Below are 15,182 nucleotides of genomic sequence, written 5' to 3' on the forward strand. Positions count from 1 at the left end.
ATTGGCCGCCACAACGGCGAAAGGATGCAAAACTATTATGGCTCACTCACATTTATTAGCAGAAAGAATTTCCCGCCTCAGCAGCGCGCTGGAGAAAGGCCTTTACGAGCGTAGCCACGCCATTCGCCTTTGCCTGCTGGCGGCATTGAGCGGTGAAAGCGTATTTCTGCTGGGACCGCCGGGCATTGCCAAAAGTTTGATTGCACGCCGCCTAAAGTTCGCTTTCCAGAACGCTCGCGCATTTGAATATTTGATGACGCGCTTCTCCACGCCAGAAGAAGTTTTCGGCCCGCTTTCTATTCAGGCGCTGAAAGATGAAGGGCGCTATGAGCGTCTGACGGCGGGCTATCTCCCGGAAGCGGAAATCGTCTTTCTTGATGAGATCTGGAAAGCCGGCCCGGCCATTCTGAATACCCTGCTGACGGCAATCAACGAACGCCGCTTCCGCAACGGCGCGAGCGAAGAGAAGATCCCCATGCGCCTGCTGGTGGCCGCGTCAAACGAACTGCCCGAAGCCGACAGCAGCCTGGAAGCGCTGTATGACCGCATGCTGATCCGCCTGTGGCTGGATAAAGTCCAGGATAAATCAAACTTCCGTTCAATGCTGGTGAGCCAGCAGGACGAAAACGAAAACCCGGTGGCACCTTCACTGCAGGTGACGGACGAGGAGTACCATCAGTGGCAGGACGAGATCGGTAAAATTAAGCTGCCCGACGCCGTCTTTGAACTGATCTTCATGCTGCGCCAGCAGCTTGATTCCCTGCCTTCCGCCCCGTACGTCTCGGATCGTCGCTGGAAAAAAGCGATCCGTCTGCTCCAGGCCAGCGCGTTGTTCAGCGGTCGCGACGCGGTCGCCCCTATCGATCTGATCCTGCTAAAAGACTGCCTCTGGCACGACGCAGAAGGCATGAACCTGATGCAGCAGCAGCTGGACGTTTTGATGACCGGGCACGCCTGGGGGCAGCAGGCGATGCTTAACCAGCTGGGGGCGATTGCCCAACGGCGCATTCAGCTCCAGCAGCAGCAAAGCGATAAAACCGCGCTAAAAGTGAACCGACTGGGCGGCATGTTCGCCCGCAAACCGCATTACGAGCTACCCGCCGATCTGACCGGCACGACGCTGACACTGCTGCTCCAGCAGCCCCTCAAGCTGCATGATATGCAGGTGGTGCACATTACGATTGAACGCGAGCCGCTGGCGCAGTGGCTGGATAAGGGCGGGGAGATCCGCGGAAAGCTCAACGGCATCGGTTTCGCGCAGCCGCTGAATATGGAAGTGGACAGCAGTCAGCACCTGGTGATCCGCGACGTGAGCCTTCAGGGATCGCGTCTTGCGCTTCCCGGCACCGCCTCGGACAGCGTGCCGGAAGAGATTAAACAGCAGCTGGAAGCGCTGGATACCGAATGGCATCAGCAGCACACCCGCTTCAGCGAGCAGCAAAAATGCCTCTTTATTCATAGCGATTGGCTAGGTCGCATTGAAGCCAGCCTGCAGGACGTCAGCGCGCAGATCAAACAGGCGCGTCAATGCTAACGCTGGACACGCTCAATATGATGCTGGCCGTCAGCGAGGAAGGGTTGATCGAGGAGGTGGTGATTACCCTTCTGGCATCGCCGCAGCTGGCGGCCTTCTTTGAAAAATTCCCGAAACTCAAAAAAGCGATGACGGACGATCTCCCGCGCTGGCGCGACAATCTGCGGCAGCGGTTTAAGGAGACAGAAGTCCCGCCCGAACTGACGGAGGAAGTCGCGGCCTATCAGCAGTGTCAGCGGCTATCGACGCCACAGTTTATCGTCCAGATCCCGCAAACCCTTACCCTGCTCGATAAAGTCCACTCTCCGTTTGCCAGCCAGGCCAGAACGCTGGTCACAGAAAACGTCACCTTTACCCCGGCGCTGCACACGCTCTTTTTACAGCGCTGGCGCCTGAGCCTGGTCGTCCAGGCTACCACGCTGAACCAACAGCTTCTGGATGAAGAGCGGGAACAGCTGCTCAGCGAAGTCCAGGAACGCATGACGCTGAGTGGCCAGCTCGAAGAGGTGCTGGTAGAAAATGAAAACGCCGCTGGTCGCCTTTGGGATATGAGCGCCGGGCAGCTGCGGCGCGGGGATTATCAGCTGATCGTGAAGTACGGCGACTTTCTTACCCAGCAGCCGGAGTTGATGAAGCTCGCGGAACAGCTCGGCCGCTCGCGAGAGGCCAAATCGGTCCCAAAGAAGGATGCCCCGATGGAAACCTTCCGCACCCTTGTACGCGAACCGGCTACCGTGCCGGAGCAGGTCGACGGACTCCAGCAAAGCGATGACATCCTGCGCCTGCTGCCGACCGAGCTAAGCACGCTGGGGATGACCGAACTGGAGTATGAGTTTTACCGTCGGCTGGTGGAAAAACAGCTTCTCACCTATCGGCTGCACGGCGAAGCCTGGCGAGAGAAGCTCAGCCAGCGCCCGGTCGTGCATCAGGACTTTGATGAGCAGCCGCGCGGGCCGTTTATTGTCTGCGTGGATACGTCCGGCTCAATGGGCGGCTTTAACGAGCAGTGTGCGAAGGCGTTCTGTCTGGCGCTGATGCGCGTGGCGCTCGCTGACCGCCGTCGCTGCTTTATCATGCTCTTCTCCAGTGAAGTCGTGGGTTACGAGCTGACGAACCAGCAGGGCATTGAGCAGGCCATCCGCTTTTTAAGCCAGCGTTTTCGCGGCGGCACCGATCTGGCCAGCTGTTTTCGCAGCATTGTAGAACGGATGCAGGGCGGCGACTGGTACGACGCTGACGCGGTGGTGATTTCCGATTTCATTGCCCAGCGGCTGCCGGAAGATGTGGTAAATAAAGTGAAGGAGCTGCAACGCGTGCACCAGCACCGTTTTCATGCCGTGGCGATGTCCGCACATGGAAAACCCGGCATCATGCGCATCTTCGATCATATCTGGCGCTTTGATACCGGGTTGCGTAGCCGCCTGCTCAGACGCTGGCGGCGTTAATTAAAGAAGAGAATCGACGCTTTCACGTACCTGCTGCGGCCAGACCCCACACTGCACCTGACCAATATGAGACAGTTGCAGCAGCAGCATGGTCAGACGGGACTGCCCGATACCGCCGCCGATGGTCTGCGGCATTTCACCGCGCAACAGCGCCTGATGCCACTCTAATTGAAGGCGATCTTCATCACCGGTCACCGCCAGCTGGCGCTTCAGCGCCTCTGCATCCACGCGGATCCCCATCGAAGAGAGCTCAAACGCATCTTCCAGAACCGGGTTCCAGACCAGAATATCGCCGTTCAGACCGGCATATTCGCTTTCGCCCGCGGTGCTCCAGTCATCATAATCCGGCGCACGCACGTCGTGACGTTTGCCATCAGACAGTTTGCCGCCGATGCCAATCAGAAATACCGCGCCCAGCTCTTTGGCGATCGCCCGCTCGCGGCCTTTGGCATCCAGATCCGGGAAGCGGCTCAGCAGTTCCTGGCTGTGGACAAAGTGGATCGTATCCGGCAGGAACGGTACCAGACCAAACTCTTTGCTCACGGCCGCTTCGGTCGCTTTGATCCCCGCGTAGATCGCCTCAACGGTGGATTTCAGCGTGCCGACATGACGCTCGCCGTCACCCATTACGCGCTCCCAGTCCCACTGGTCAACGTAGACAGAGTGAATCGGGGAGAGGCGGTCTTCATCGGGGCGAAGGGCTTTCATGTGCGTGTAGAGCCCTTCGCCCGCGCTGAAGTCGTGTTGTCCCAGGGTTTGACGCTTCCACTTCGCCAGGGAATGCACCACTTCGAACTGGGCGTCTGGCAGTGTTTTCACTTTTACCTGTACCGCTTTTTCGCAACCAGACAGGTTATCCTGCGTCCCGTCACCCACGCGGCTCAGAATCGGCGCCTGAACTTCAATAAGACCAAGCTTCTCTTCCAGCTGGCGGGAAAAATGGGATTTTACGAAACTGATCTGGCGTTGTTTTGCGATGTAAGCGGTTTTCATTATTTATACTCCTGCGTCCTGTTGATAATGATTAAGCAACAGAACCGACACTTAATTCAATAACCCATCAACAAAAAGCCACCTTCACTTTTGATTCGTTAAAATAAGACGCTAGAATAGACGTATTCATTAATCTTCATAAGAAAAAGCTATGGAAAATTATCAGATCGACAATCTGGACCGCGGCATCCTTGAGGCCTTAATGGCCAATGCCCGTACAGCCTACGCCGAACTGGCGAAACAGTTTGGCGTCAGCCCGGGAACCATTCACGTTCGCGTAGAGAAGATGAAGCAGGCAGGGATCATTACCGGTGCGCGCATCGACGTCAGCCCGAAGCAGCTGGGTTACGACGTCTGCTGCTTCATCGGCATTATTCTTAAAAGCGCAAAAGATTACCCCTCCGCGCTGGCAAAGCTGAACGCGCTCGATGAAGTCACCGAGGCGTACTACACCACCGGGCACTACAGCATCTTTATTAAGGTGATGTGCCGCTCCATCGATGCCCTCCAGCAGGTACTTATCAACAAGATCCAAACAATCGATGAAATTCAGTCCACCGAGACACTGATCTCCCTGCAAAACCCGATCATGCGTACCATCCGCCCGTGATCGGGCAAATTCATTCCCACATTTTCCACAGGTAGATCCCAGCTCGTTCACAGCGTACAATGATCCCCTCTTTATCTGAGCGAGCGATCAATGGCGGACATTACCCTTATCAGCGGCAGCACTCTTGGCGGTGCGGAATACGTAGCGGAACATCTGGCTGAAAAGCTGGAAGATGCAGGCTTTTCTACACAAACGCTGCACGGGCCGCTGCTTGAAGATCTCCCGGCTGACGGGGTCTGGCTGCTGATCACCTCCACGCACGGCGCGGGCGATCTGCCGGATAACCTGCAACCTTTATATGACGAACTGCTGGAACAGCAGCCCGACCTGTCAAACGTCCGTTTTGGCGCAGTGGGGATCGGCAGTCGTGAATATGACACCTTTTGCGGGGCAATAGAGAAGGTCGAAGCCGCTGTTACCGCTTGCGGAGCAAAACAGCTGGGTGAAACGCTCAAGATCAACATCCTCGATCATGACATTCCGGAAGATCCAGCCGAGATCTGGCTCGCGGAATGGAAAAATTTACTCAAAAACGATTAAAGATCGCGCGAACAGATGTGGATAACTCTGGTTAAAAGCTCGTATTAACCCGTAGTTATCCAAAGAACAACCCTAGCGTCGTTTTTGGCCTGTGCATAAAGTCGCGATCTGATCCCAGCTTATACGGTCCTGGATCACCGATCATTCACAGCAAACGATCCTTCCTAACTGCATGATCTTATTTGCAGGATCGGACTTATCCACACGTGTCCGCGATCCTAATAAGAGATCACAATAGAACAGATCTCTAAATAAAAAGATCTTCTTTTTAATAGCCCAGGATCCCAATGCTTTCTCGAAAGACTAAAGTTGAGTAGAATCCACGGCCCGGGCTTCAATCCATTTTCATACCGCTTTACGCGAGGCAGACCACCATGTTTTATCAGGATCCTTTTGACGTCATCATCATTGGCGGGGGTCATGCAGGCACTGAGGCCGCAATGGCCGCAGCGCGAATGGGTCAGCAGACCCTGCTTTTGACACACAATATCGACACGCTGGGACAAATGTCCTGTAATCCGGCGATTGGCGGCATTGGGAAAGGACACCTGGTAAAAGAAGTGGATGCACTTGGCGGCCTGATGGCGAAAGCGATCGATCATGCGGGCATTCAGTTTAGGATACTAAACGCGAGTAAAGGCCCTGCTGTTCGCGCCACTCGTGCGCAGGCAGACCGCGTGCTTTACCGCCAGGCCGTGCGCACCGCGCTGGAGAACCAGCCGAACCTGATGATCTTCCAGCAGGCGGTAGAAGATCTTATCGTTGAGAACGATCGCGTCGTGGGCGCCGTGACCCAGATGGGCCTCAAGTTCCGCGCCAAAGCCGTGGTGCTGACGGTCGGGACATTCCTGGACGGCAAAATCCATATTGGTCTGGACAACTACAGCGGTGGCCGTGCTGGCGATCCGCCGTCCATTCCGCTGTCTCGTCGTCTGCGTGAACTGCCGCTGCGCGTCAGCCGTCTGAAAACCGGCACGCCGCCGCGTATCGATGCGCGCACCATTGATTTCAGCGTACTGGCCCAACAGCACGGCGATAACCCGATGCCGGTCTTCTCGTTCATGGGCAACGCGGCGCAACACCCGCAGCAGGTACCGTGCTACATCACGCATACCAACGAAAAAACCCATGACGTGATCCGCAATAACCTCGATCGCAGCCCAATGTACGCTGGCGTGATCGAAGGGATCGGCCCACGTTATTGCCCGTCGATCGAAGACAAAGTGATGCGCTTTGCCGATCGTAACCAGCATCAGATCTTCCTGGAGCCGGAAGGGCTGACCTCGAACGAAATTTACCCGAACGGCATCTCCACCAGCCTGCCCTTCGACGTGCAGATGCAAATTGTTCGCTCAATGCAGGGGATGGAGAATGCGAAAATCGTTCGCCCTGGCTACGCTATTGAGTACGATTTCTTCGACCCGCGTGACCTGAAGCCGACGCTGGAGAGCAAATTCATCCACGGTCTGTTTTTCGCGGGGCAGATCAACGGCACCACCGGCTACGAAGAAGCCGCAGCGCAGGGGTTGCTTGCCGGTCTGAACGCTGCCCGCTTCTCTGCCGAGAAAGAGGGCTGGGCGCCGTCGCGTTCTCAGGCCTATCTGGGCGTTTTGGTCGACGATCTCTGCACGCTGGGCACCAAAGAACCGTACCGTATGTTTACCTCTCGCGCGGAATATCGTCTGATGCTGCGCGAGGACAACGCCGACCTGCGTCTAACCGAGATAGGCCGCGAGCTGGGTCTGGTGGATGACGAACGCTGGGCGCGCTTCAACGAGAAGCTGGAACGTATTGAACAGGAACGTCAGCGCCTGAAAACCACGTGGGTAAACCCACAGGCGGAAACCGCTGCCGAAGTGAACGCTCACTTAACAGCGCCGCTATCGCGTGAAGCCAGCGGCGAAGATCTGCTGCGTCGTCCTGAAGTCACCTACGAGAATCTGGTCAAACTGACCGCGTTCGCACCGGGCCTTGAAGACGTTGAAGCTGCCGAGCAGGTCGAAATTCAGGTGAAGTACGAAGGCTACATCGCGCGTCAGCAGGATGAGATCGAAAAACAGCAGCGCAACGAAAACACGCTGCTGCCGGAAATGCTGGACTACCGTCAGGTGACGGGCCTTTCCAACGAAGTGATCGCTAAGCTGAACGATCACAAACCGGTATCGATTGGCCAGGCCTCCCGTATCTCGGGCGTTACGCCGGCGGCGATTTCGATCCTGCTGGTGTGGCTGAAAAAGCAGGGCATGCTGCGCCGTAGCGCGTAATTGACATTGCTTTTGGCGGGTGGCGCTTCGCTGGCCCGCCCTACTTATTCGTAGGCCCGGTAAGCGGCAGCGCCGCCGGGCAAAAAAACTCTCAACAGGTATTCACCGTGCTCAACAAACTCTCTCGTCTGCTGGATCAGGCAGGTATTTCGCTCACCGATCACCAGAAAAACCAGCTGGTGGCGTATGTCGATATGCTGAACAAATGGAATAAAGCGTACAACCTGACGTCTGTGCGCGATCCCAACGAGATGCTGGTTCGCCATATTCTCGATAGTATCGTGGTGGCGCCGTACCTGAAAGGTGAACGTTTTATCGACGTGGGGACGGGGCCGGGTTTGCCGGGCGTTCCGCTGTCGATTGTCCGACCCGAGAGCCATTTCACGCTGCTGGACAGCCTGGGCAAGCGCGTGCGCTTTTTACGCCAGGTTCAGCATGAACTGAAGCTCGATAACATCACGCCCGTACAGAGCAGGGTAGAGGAGTTTCCGGCAGAGCCGCCGTTTGACGGCGTTATCAGCCGTGCGTTTGCTTCGCTCAATGATATGGTGAGCTGGTGTAAGCATCTGCCGGCAGAAGATGGCCGTTTTTATGCGCTGAAAGGACAGCTGCCCGGTGATGAAATTGAACAGCTTCCGGACGGTTTTAGCGTTGAAACCATCGAGAAATTAAACGTTCCGCAGCTCGACGGTGAACGTCATCTGGTGATAATTAAGCCAAACAATTTTTAAAAAAATAATAAAAAATGTGGAATTTGTGCTGTTCTGAGTATGTTAAAAAACAGCACAACTAACCGGGATTAACCAGAGAGCGTTTAACCGCTTTTTTACCAGGGATTTTCTTGCGGTTAACCTTAAGTCGATTATTCATCGCGAAGATAGTCAACTATGAAAATATCAGCCTGCTAAAAGTGGAAGGCTGTAACCAGAACGCAATGTTAATTATTTATTAAGAATGTCAATAAAAGGTTTTTATTGTGTACGGGGCTGTTTTGAAAATAGTTGCGATATTTTGTGTTTAATTTCAGAAAGATAATCCTGGGCGATTTACGGCTTTGATAAATACAACCTTATCGCAAATGTGTGTTTTGTGATCTCGTGCACGCTTTGTAGTCAACGTTTTCGCGCTGTTTGCAGTTTTGCTCGAAGGTCGGTGCTTTCTACGAAAGTTAAAAAATAGCGCTGGGGAAAAATATTTAAACATTTATTCACCTTTTCGCTACTTAATGTTTGAAATCACGGGTACGCACCGTATAATTTGTCCGCTTTTTGATGCTTGACTCTGAGCCTTAAAGGACGTTTTATACGACACGCGGCATACCTCGAAGGGAGCAGGAGTAAAAACGTGATGTCTGTGTCGCTCTTGAGTAGAAACGTTGCTCGTAAGCTTCTGTTCATTCAGTTTCTGGCTGTGATAGCAAGTGGACTGCTGTTTAGCCTCAAAGACCCCTTCTGGGGCATCTCCGCCGTGTGCGGGGGTTTGGCGGTCGTGCTGCCAAACGTGTTGTTTATGATTTTTGCCTGGCGTCATCAGGCGCATACACCCGCCAAAGGCCGCGTGGCCTGGTCCTTCGCCCTCGGCGAAGTGTGTAAGGTGTTGCTGACCTTTGCTCTACTGGTGATGGCGCTGGCGGTTTTGAAAGTGGTATTCATGCCGCTGATAGCAACGTGGGTTTTGGTGCTGGTGGTACAAGTTCTGGCTCCAGCTGTAATCAATAACAAAGGGTAAAAGGCATCATGGCTTCAGAAAATATGACGCCGCAGGATTACATAGGTCACCATCTGAATAACCTTCAGCTGGACCTGCGTACATTCTCGCTGGTGGATCCACATAACCCCCCGGCCACCTTCTGGACGATCAACATCGACTCCATGTTCTTCTCGGTGGTTTTGGGTCTTCTGTTCCTGGCCATGTTCCGCAGCGTTGCTAAAAAAGCGACCAGCGGTGTTCCAGGGAAATTCCAGACGTTCGTTGAGATGATCATCGGCTTCGTCCATGGCAGCGTGAAAGACATGTACCATGGTAAGAGCAAGCTGATTGCTCCGCTGGCCCTGACCGTGTTCGTTTGGGTCTTCCTGATGAACCTGATGGACCTGCTGCCAATTGACCTGCTGCCGTTCATCGGCGAGCACATCTTCGGCCTGCCTGCGCTGCGTGTTGTACCGTCTGCGGACGTGAACATCACCCTGTCGATGGCGCTGGGCGTGTTTATCCTGATTCTTTTCTACAGCATCAAAATGAAAGGCGTAAGCGGCTTTGTGAAAGAGCTTACCTTGCAGCCGTTCAACCACTGGGCGTTTATTCCGGTCAACCTGATCCTGGAAGGCGTTAGCCTGCTGTCCAAACCTGTTTCACTGGGTCTGCGACTGTTCGGCAACATGTATGCGGGTGAGCTGATTTTCATTCTGATCGCGGGTCTTCTGCCGTGGTGGTCACAGTGGGTTCTGAATGTGCCATGGGCCATTTTCCACATCCTGATCATTACGCTGCAAGCCTTTATCTTCATGGTTCTGACGATCGTCTATCTGTCGATGGCGTCTGAAGAGCACTGATTTTTTACCAACACTACTACGTTTTAATTGAAACAAACTGGAGACTGTCATGGAAAACCTGAATATGGATCTGCTGTACATGGCTGCCGCTGTGATGATGGGTCTGGCGGCTATCGGTGCTGCGATCGGTATCGGCATCCTCGGAGGTAAATTCCTGGAAGGCGCAGCGCGTCAACCTGATCTGATTCCTCTGCTGCGTACTCAGTTCTTTATCGTTATGGGTCTGGTGGATGCTATCCCAATGATCGCTGTAGGTCTGGGTCTGTACGTGATGTTTGCTGTCGCGTAGTAGTTGTTTTAAAACCCCAAGCCACAGAAATTTAAGAGGTATTGTGCTGTGAACATGAACGCAACAATCCTCGGCCAGGCCATCGCGTTTATTCTCTTTGTCTGGTTCTGCATGAAGTATGTATGGCCGCCTTTAATGGCTGCCATCGAAAAACGTCAGAAAGAAATTGCTGACGGTCTGGCTTCCGCAGAACGCGCTAAGAAAGATTTGGACCTTGCACAGGCCAACGCGACAGACCAGCTGAAAAAAGCGAAAGCTGAAGCTCAGGTAATCATTGAACAGGCTAACAAGCGCCGTTCTCAGATCCTGGACGAAGCCAAAGCTGAAGCAGAACAGGAACGTACTAAGATCGTGACACAAGCTCAGGCTGAAATTGAAGCTGAGCGTAAACGTGCTCGTGAAGAACTGCGTAAGCAGGTTGCGATTCTGGCTGTTGCTGGCGCCGAGAAGATCATCGAACGTTCCGTGGATGAAGCTGCTAACAGCGACATCGTGGACAAACTTGTCGCTGAACTGTAAGGAGGGAGGGGCTGATGTCTGAATTTGTTACGGTAGCTCGCCCCTACGCCAAAGCAGCTTTTGACTTTGCTGTCGAACACCAAAATGTCGATCGCTGGCAGAATATGCTGGCGTTTGCCGCTGAGGTGACGAAAAACGAACAAATGGCCGAGTTGCTTTCCGGTGCGTTAGCGCCTGAAACCCTCGCCGCGTCGTTTATCGCCGTGTGCGGAGAGCAACTGGATGCCAACGGCCAGAACCTGATTAAGGTCATGGCAGAAAATGGTCGTCTCCGTGTGCTCCCGGATGTTCTCGAGCAGTTTGAGCACTTACGTGCCCTTAGTGAAGCAACTGCAGAAGTCGAAGTGACTTCCGCGACTGAACTGAGTGACGAACAGCTTGCGAAAATCACCGCCGCGATGGAAAAACGTCTGTCACGCAAAGTTAAGCTGAATTGCAAAATCGATAAGTCTGTAATGGCAGGCGTAATCATCCGCTCGGGTGATATGGTCATTGATGGCAGCGTACGCGGCCGTCTTGAGCGCCTTGCAGACGTCTTGCAGTCTTAAGGGGACTGGAGCATGCAACTGAATTCCACCGAAATCAGCGAACTGATCAAGCAGCGCATTGCTCAGTTCAATGTTGTGAGTGAAGCTCACAACGAAGGTACTATTGTTTCTGTAAGTGACGGTGTTATCCGCATCCACGGCCTGGCCGATTGTATGCAGGGTGAGATGATTTCCCTGCCGGGTAACCGTTACGCTATCGCACTGAACCTGGAGCGCGACTCCGTAGGTGCAGTTGTGATGGGTCCATACGCTGACCTCGCCGAAGGCATGAAGGTTAAGTGTACTGGCCGTATTCTGGAAGTGCCGGTTGGCCGTGGCCTGCTGGGTCGCGTTGTTAACACCCTGGGTGCGCCAATCGACGGTAAAGGTCCGGTTGAGCACGATGGCTTCTCCCCAATCGAAGTTATCGCACCAGGCGTTATCGACCGTCAGTCCGTTGATCAGCCAGTGCAGACTGGTTATAAGTCCGTTGACGCCATGATCCCAATCGGTCGTGGTCAGCGTGAACTGATCATCGGTGACCGTCAGACCGGTAAAACCGCGATGGCAATCGACGCCATCATCAACCAGCGTGACTCCGGCATCAAATGTGTGTATGTGGCTATCGGCCAGAAAGCGTCCACCATTTCTAACGTGGTTCGTAAACTGGAAGAGCACGGCGCACTGTCTAACACCATCGTTGTGGTAGCAACCGCGTCTGAATCTGCTGCACTGCAATACCTGGCGCCATACGCCGGTTGCGCAATGGGCGAATACTTCCGTGACCGCGGTGAAGATGCGCTGATCGTATACGATGACCTGTCTAAACAGGCTGTTGCTTATCGTCAGGTTTCCCTGCTGCTCCGTCGTCCACCAGGACGTGAAGCATTCCCGGGCGACGTATTCTACCTCCACTCTCGTCTGCTGGAGCGTGCTTCCCGCGTTAACGCGGAATACGTCGAGAACTTCACCAAAGGTGAAGTGAAGGGCAAAACAGGTTCTCTGACCGCGCTGCCGATCATTGAAACCCAGGCGGGTGACGTTTCTGCGTTTGTTCCGACCAACGTAATCTCCATTACCGATGGTCAGATCTTCCTGGAAACCAACCTGTTTAACTCCGGTATTCGTCCGGCGGTTAACCCGGGTATCTCCGTATCCCGTGTGGGTGGTGCTGCTCAGACCAAGATCATCAAGAAACTGTCCGGTGGTATCCGTACCGCGCTGGCACAGTATCGTGAACTGGCTGCGTTCTCTCAGTTCGCATCCGATCTGGACGAAGCAACCCGTAAACAGCTGAGCCACGGTCAGAAAGTGACCGAGCTGCTGAAGCAGAAACAGTACGCTCCAATGTCTGTTGCTCAGCAGGGCCTGGTGCTGTTCGCGGCTGAACGCGGTTACCTCGAAGATGTGGAACTGGCGAAAATCGGTAGCTTTGAAGCCGCTCTGCTGGCTTACGTCGACCGTGATCACGCTCCGCTGATGCAAGAGATCAACCAGACCGGTGGCTATAACGACGAAATCGAAGGCAAGCTGAAAGCTATCCTCGATTCCTTCAAAGCAACCCAATCCTGGTAATCGTCCGGCGGCTTGTCTCAGGGCAAGCCGTCTGGCATTGAGGAGAAGCTCATGGCCGGCGCAAAAGAGATACGTAGTAAGATCGCAAGCGTCCAGAACACGCAAAAGATCACTAAAGCGATGGAGATGGTCGCCGCTTCCAAAATGCGTAAATCGCAGGATCGCATGGCGGCCAGCCGTCCTTATGCAGATACCATGCGCAAAGTGATTGGTCACCTTGCAAACGGTAATCTGGAATATAAGCACCCTTACCTGGAAGAACGCGACGTTAAGCGCGTGGGCTACCTGGTGGTGTCGACTGACCGTGGTCTGTGTGGCGGCTTGAACATTAACCTGTTCAAAAAACTGCTGGCGGATATGAAAGGCTGGTCTGATAAAGGCGTTCAGTGCGATCTGGCACTGATTGGCTCTAAAGGCGTCTCTTTCTTTAACTCCGTTGGTGGCAACATTGTCGCTCAGGTGACCGGTATGGGTGATAACCCGTCCCTGTCCGAACTGATCGGCCCGGTTAAAGTGATGTTGCAGGCCTACGATGAAGGCCGTCTGGACAGACTGTACGTTGTCAGCAACAAATTCATTAACACCATGTCTCAGGTTCCAACGCTCACTCAGATGCTGCCGTTACCGGCATCAGAAGATGACGAGCTGAAGCAGAAAGCCTGGGATTACCTGTATGAACCCGATCCGAAACCGCTGCTGGATACCCTGCTGCGTCGTTACGTTGAATCTCAGGTTTATCAGGGCGTTGTAGAAAACCTGGCCAGCGAGCAGGCCGCACGAATGGTGGCGATGAAAGCCGCGACCGATAATGGCGGCAGCCTGATTAAAGAGCTGCAGTTGGTTTACAACAAAGCTCGTCAGGCCAGCATTACTCAGGAACTCACCGAGATCGTCTCGGGGGCCGCCGCGGTTTAACCAGGTTTACGAATTACGTAGAGGATTCAAGATGGCTACTGGAAAGATTGTCCAGGTAATCGGCGCCGTGGTGGACGTCGAGTTCCCTCAGGACGCCGTACCACGCGTGTACGACGCGCTTGAGGTACAGAATGGTAACGAGAGCCTGGTGCTGGAAGTTCAGCAGCAGCTCGGCGGCGGTATCGTGCGTACCATCGCCATGGGTTCTTCCGACGGTCTGCGTCGTGGTCTGGAAGTTAAAGACCTTGAGCACCCGATCGAAGTCCCGGTAGGTAAAGCAACGCTGGGTCGTATCATGAACGTATTGGGTCAGCCAATCGACATGAAAGGCGACATCGGCGAAGAAGAGCGTTGGGCTATCCACCGCGCGGCACCTTCCTACGAAGAGCTGTCCAGCTCTCAGGAACTGCTGGAAACCGGCATCAAAGTTATCGACCTGATGTGTCCGTTTGCGAAGGGCGGTAAAGTTGGTCTGTTCGGTGGTGCGGGTGTAGGTAAAACCGTAAACATGATGGAGCTGATCCGTAACATCGCGATCGAGCACTCCGGTTACTCCGTGTTTGCGGGCGTAGGTGAACGTACTCGTGAGGGTAACGACTTCTACCACGAAATGACCGACTCCAACGTTCTGGACAAAGTATCCCTGGTTTACGGCCAGATGAACGAGCCACCAGGAAACCGTCTGCGCGTTGCGCTGACTGGTCTGACGATGGCTGAGAAATTCCGTGACGAAGGCCGTGACGTTCTGCTGTTCGTTGATAACATCTATCGTTACACCCTGGCCGGTACCGAAGTATCTGCACTGCTGGGTCGTATGCCTTCAGCGGTAGGTTATCAGCCTACGCTTGCGGAAGAGATGGGTGTTCTTCAGGAACGTATCACCTCTACCAAAACCGGTTCTATCACCTCCGTTCAGGCGGTATACGTACCTGCGGATGACTTGACTGACCCATCTCCAGCAACCACCTTTGCGCACTTAGACGCAACCGTGGTACTGAGCCGTCAGATCGCGTCTCTGGGTATCTACCCGGCCGTTGACCCGCTGGACTCCACCAGCCGTCAGCTGGATCCACTGGTTGTTGGTCAGGAACACTACGACACCGCGCGTGGCGTACAGTCCCTGCTGCAGCGTTACCAGGAACTGAAAGACATCATCGCCATCCTGGGTATGGATGAACTGTCTGAAGAAGACAAACTGGTGGTAGCACGTGCGCGTAAGATCCAGCGCTTCCTGTCCCAGCCGTTCTTCGTTGCGGAAGTATTCACCGGTTCTCCGGGTAAATACGTTTCCCTGAAAGACACCATCCGTGGCTTTAAAGGCATCATGGAAGGCGAATACGATCACCTGCCAGAGCAGGCGTTCTACATGGTTGGTTCCATCGAAGAAGCCGTGGAAAAAGCCAAAAAACTTTAACGCCT

General features: G+C 54.1%; 15 protein-coding genes. 14 read left to right on the plus strand and 1 reads right to left on the minus strand.

Annotated features, from left to right (window positions below):
- Window positions 1-37 precede the first annotated feature (37 nt).
- Together ravA and viaA are read left to right on the plus strand one after the other, a co-directional pair.
- Window positions 38-1,534 (plus strand): ATPase RavA, encoded by a 1,497-nt coding sequence (gene ravA, locus ACMGGH_RS05240; protein ID WP_045631286.1) that lies wholly within the window; start codon window positions 38-40, stop codon window positions 1,532-1,534.
- Window positions 1,528-2,979 (plus strand): ATPase RavA stimulator ViaA, encoded by a 1,452-nt coding sequence (gene viaA / locus ACMGGH_RS05245; RefSeq protein ID WP_028014911.1) that lies wholly within the window; start codon window positions 1,528-1,530, stop codon window positions 2,977-2,979. The genes ravA and viaA overlap by 7 nt, the downstream gene beginning before the upstream one ends.
- On the opposite strand, the gene asnA is transcribed toward viaA, so the two are convergent.
- A complete protein-coding gene (asnA, locus tag ACMGGH_RS05250; protein WP_047366745.1) occupies window positions 2,980-3,972 on the minus strand; it encodes an aspartate--ammonia ligase in 993 nt (330 codons plus the stop codon).
- 151 nt (window positions 3,973-4,123) lie between these two features.
- Here asnA and asnC point away from each other — a divergent pair, with 151 nt between their 5' ends.
- The 12 genes from asnC (at window position 4,124) to atpD (ending at window position 15,177) form a co-directional block, all read left to right on the plus strand.
- On the plus strand, window positions 4,124-4,582 hold the full coding sequence (gene asnC / locus ACMGGH_RS05255) for a transcriptional regulator AsnC (protein WP_008500198.1): 459 nt from the start codon (window positions 4,124-4,126) through the stop codon (window positions 4,580-4,582).
- A 90-nt stretch (window positions 4,583-4,672) separates the two neighbouring features.
- Entirely contained in the window at window positions 4,673-5,122 is a 450-nt protein-coding gene (gene mioC / locus ACMGGH_RS05260) for an FMN-binding protein MioC (RefSeq protein WP_041911749.1), read from the plus strand.
- A gap of 374 nt (window positions 5,123-5,496) precedes the next feature.
- Window positions 5,497-7,386: a tRNA uridine-5-carboxymethylaminomethyl(34) synthesis enzyme MnmG gene (mnmG, locus tag ACMGGH_RS05265; protein WP_049001580.1), complete on the plus strand. Its 1,890-nt coding sequence runs from the start codon at window positions 5,497-5,499 to the stop codon at window positions 7,384-7,386.
- A 107-nt stretch (window positions 7,387-7,493) separates the two neighbouring features.
- Complete coding sequence (rsmG, locus tag ACMGGH_RS05270; RefSeq protein WP_049001577.1) at window positions 7,494-8,117, plus strand: 16S rRNA (guanine(527)-N(7))-methyltransferase RsmG; 624 nt, start codon at window positions 7,494-7,496, stop codon at window positions 8,115-8,117.
- 616 nt (window positions 8,118-8,733) lie between these two features.
- A complete protein-coding gene (atpI, locus tag ACMGGH_RS05275; RefSeq protein WP_008500194.1) occupies window positions 8,734-9,114 on the plus strand; it encodes a F0F1 ATP synthase subunit I in 381 nt (126 codons plus the stop codon).
- 8 nt (window positions 9,115-9,122) lie between these two features.
- Window positions 9,123-9,938, plus strand: coding sequence for a F0F1 ATP synthase subunit A (gene atpB, locus ACMGGH_RS05280; RefSeq protein ID WP_028014916.1), 816 nt, complete (start codon window positions 9,123-9,125; stop codon window positions 9,936-9,938).
- A 49-nt stretch (window positions 9,939-9,987) separates the two neighbouring features.
- The gene (gene atpE / locus ACMGGH_RS05285; RefSeq protein WP_000429386.1) at window positions 9,988-10,227 is read left to right on the plus strand and encodes a F0F1 ATP synthase subunit C; all 240 of its coding nucleotides are present in this window, start codon (window positions 9,988-9,990) and stop codon (window positions 10,225-10,227) included.
- A 48-nt stretch (window positions 10,228-10,275) separates the two neighbouring features.
- Window positions 10,276-10,746, plus strand: coding sequence for a F0F1 ATP synthase subunit B (gene atpF, locus ACMGGH_RS05290; protein WP_003862370.1), 471 nt, complete (start codon window positions 10,276-10,278; stop codon window positions 10,744-10,746).
- A gap of 14 nt (window positions 10,747-10,760) precedes the next feature.
- Window positions 10,761-11,294 carry a F0F1 ATP synthase subunit delta gene (gene atpH, locus ACMGGH_RS05295; RefSeq protein WP_003862369.1) on the plus strand — a complete coding sequence of 178 codons (534 nt, stop codon included), beginning with the start codon at window positions 10,761-10,763 and terminating at the stop codon, window positions 11,292-11,294.
- Window positions 11,295-11,306: 12 nt separating this feature from the next.
- Complete coding sequence (gene atpA, locus ACMGGH_RS05300) at window positions 11,307-12,848, plus strand: F0F1 ATP synthase subunit alpha (RefSeq protein ID WP_003862367.1); 1,542 nt, start codon at window positions 11,307-11,309, stop codon at window positions 12,846-12,848.
- A gap of 51 nt (window positions 12,849-12,899) precedes the next feature.
- Window positions 12,900-13,763 (plus strand): F0F1 ATP synthase subunit gamma, encoded by an 864-nt coding sequence (gene atpG, locus ACMGGH_RS05305; protein WP_048957693.1) that lies wholly within the window; start codon window positions 12,900-12,902, stop codon window positions 13,761-13,763.
- 31 nt (window positions 13,764-13,794) lie between these two features.
- Complete coding sequence (gene atpD / locus ACMGGH_RS05310; RefSeq protein WP_003862362.1) at window positions 13,795-15,177, plus strand: F0F1 ATP synthase subunit beta; 1,383 nt, start codon at window positions 13,795-13,797, stop codon at window positions 15,175-15,177.
- Window positions 15,178-15,182 lie beyond the last annotated feature (5 nt).

The sequence above is a fragment of the Enterobacter sp. BNK-16 genome (assembly GCF_048684955.1).
Taxonomy (GTDB): Bacteria; Pseudomonadota; Gammaproteobacteria; order Enterobacterales; family Enterobacteriaceae; genus Enterobacter; species Enterobacter bugandensis.

Bases quoted from the DNA above. Each gene is read 5' to 3' on its own strand.
- atpB (WP_028014916.1), top strand. From the start codon at position 9,123: ATGGCTTCAGAAAATATGACGCCGCAGGATTACATAGGTCACCATCTG.
- mnmG (WP_049001580.1), top strand. From the start codon at position 5,497: ATGTTTTATCAGGATCCTTTTGACGTCATCATCATTGGCGGGGGTCAT.
- mioC (WP_041911749.1), top strand. From the start codon at position 4,673: ATGGCGGACATTACCCTTATCAGCGGCAGCACTCTTGGCGGTGCGGAA.
- asnC (WP_008500198.1), top strand. From the start codon at position 4,124: ATGGAAAATTATCAGATCGACAATCTGGACCGCGGCATCCTTGAGGCC.
- atpI (WP_008500194.1), top strand. From the start codon at position 8,734: ATGTCTGTGTCGCTCTTGAGTAGAAACGTTGCTCGTAAGCTTCTGTTC.
- atpA (WP_003862367.1), top strand. From the start codon at position 11,307: ATGCAACTGAATTCCACCGAAATCAGCGAACTGATCAAGCAGCGCATT.
- viaA (WP_028014911.1), top strand. From the start codon at position 1,528: ATGCTAACGCTGGACACGCTCAATATGATGCTGGCCGTCAGCGAGGAA.
- asnA (WP_047366745.1), bottom strand. From the start codon at position 3,972: ATGAAAACCGCTTACATCGCAAAACAACGCCAGATCAGTTTCGTAAAA.
- atpD (WP_003862362.1), top strand. From the start codon at position 13,795: ATGGCTACTGGAAAGATTGTCCAGGTAATCGGCGCCGTGGTGGACGTC.
- atpG (WP_048957693.1), top strand. From the start codon at position 12,900: ATGGCCGGCGCAAAAGAGATACGTAGTAAGATCGCAAGCGTCCAGAAC.
- ravA (WP_045631286.1), top strand. From the start codon at position 38: ATGGCTCACTCACATTTATTAGCAGAAAGAATTTCCCGCCTCAGCAGC.
- atpE (WP_000429386.1), top strand. From the start codon at position 9,988: ATGGAAAACCTGAATATGGATCTGCTGTACATGGCTGCCGCTGTGATG.
- atpH (WP_003862369.1), top strand. From the start codon at position 10,761: ATGTCTGAATTTGTTACGGTAGCTCGCCCCTACGCCAAAGCAGCTTTT.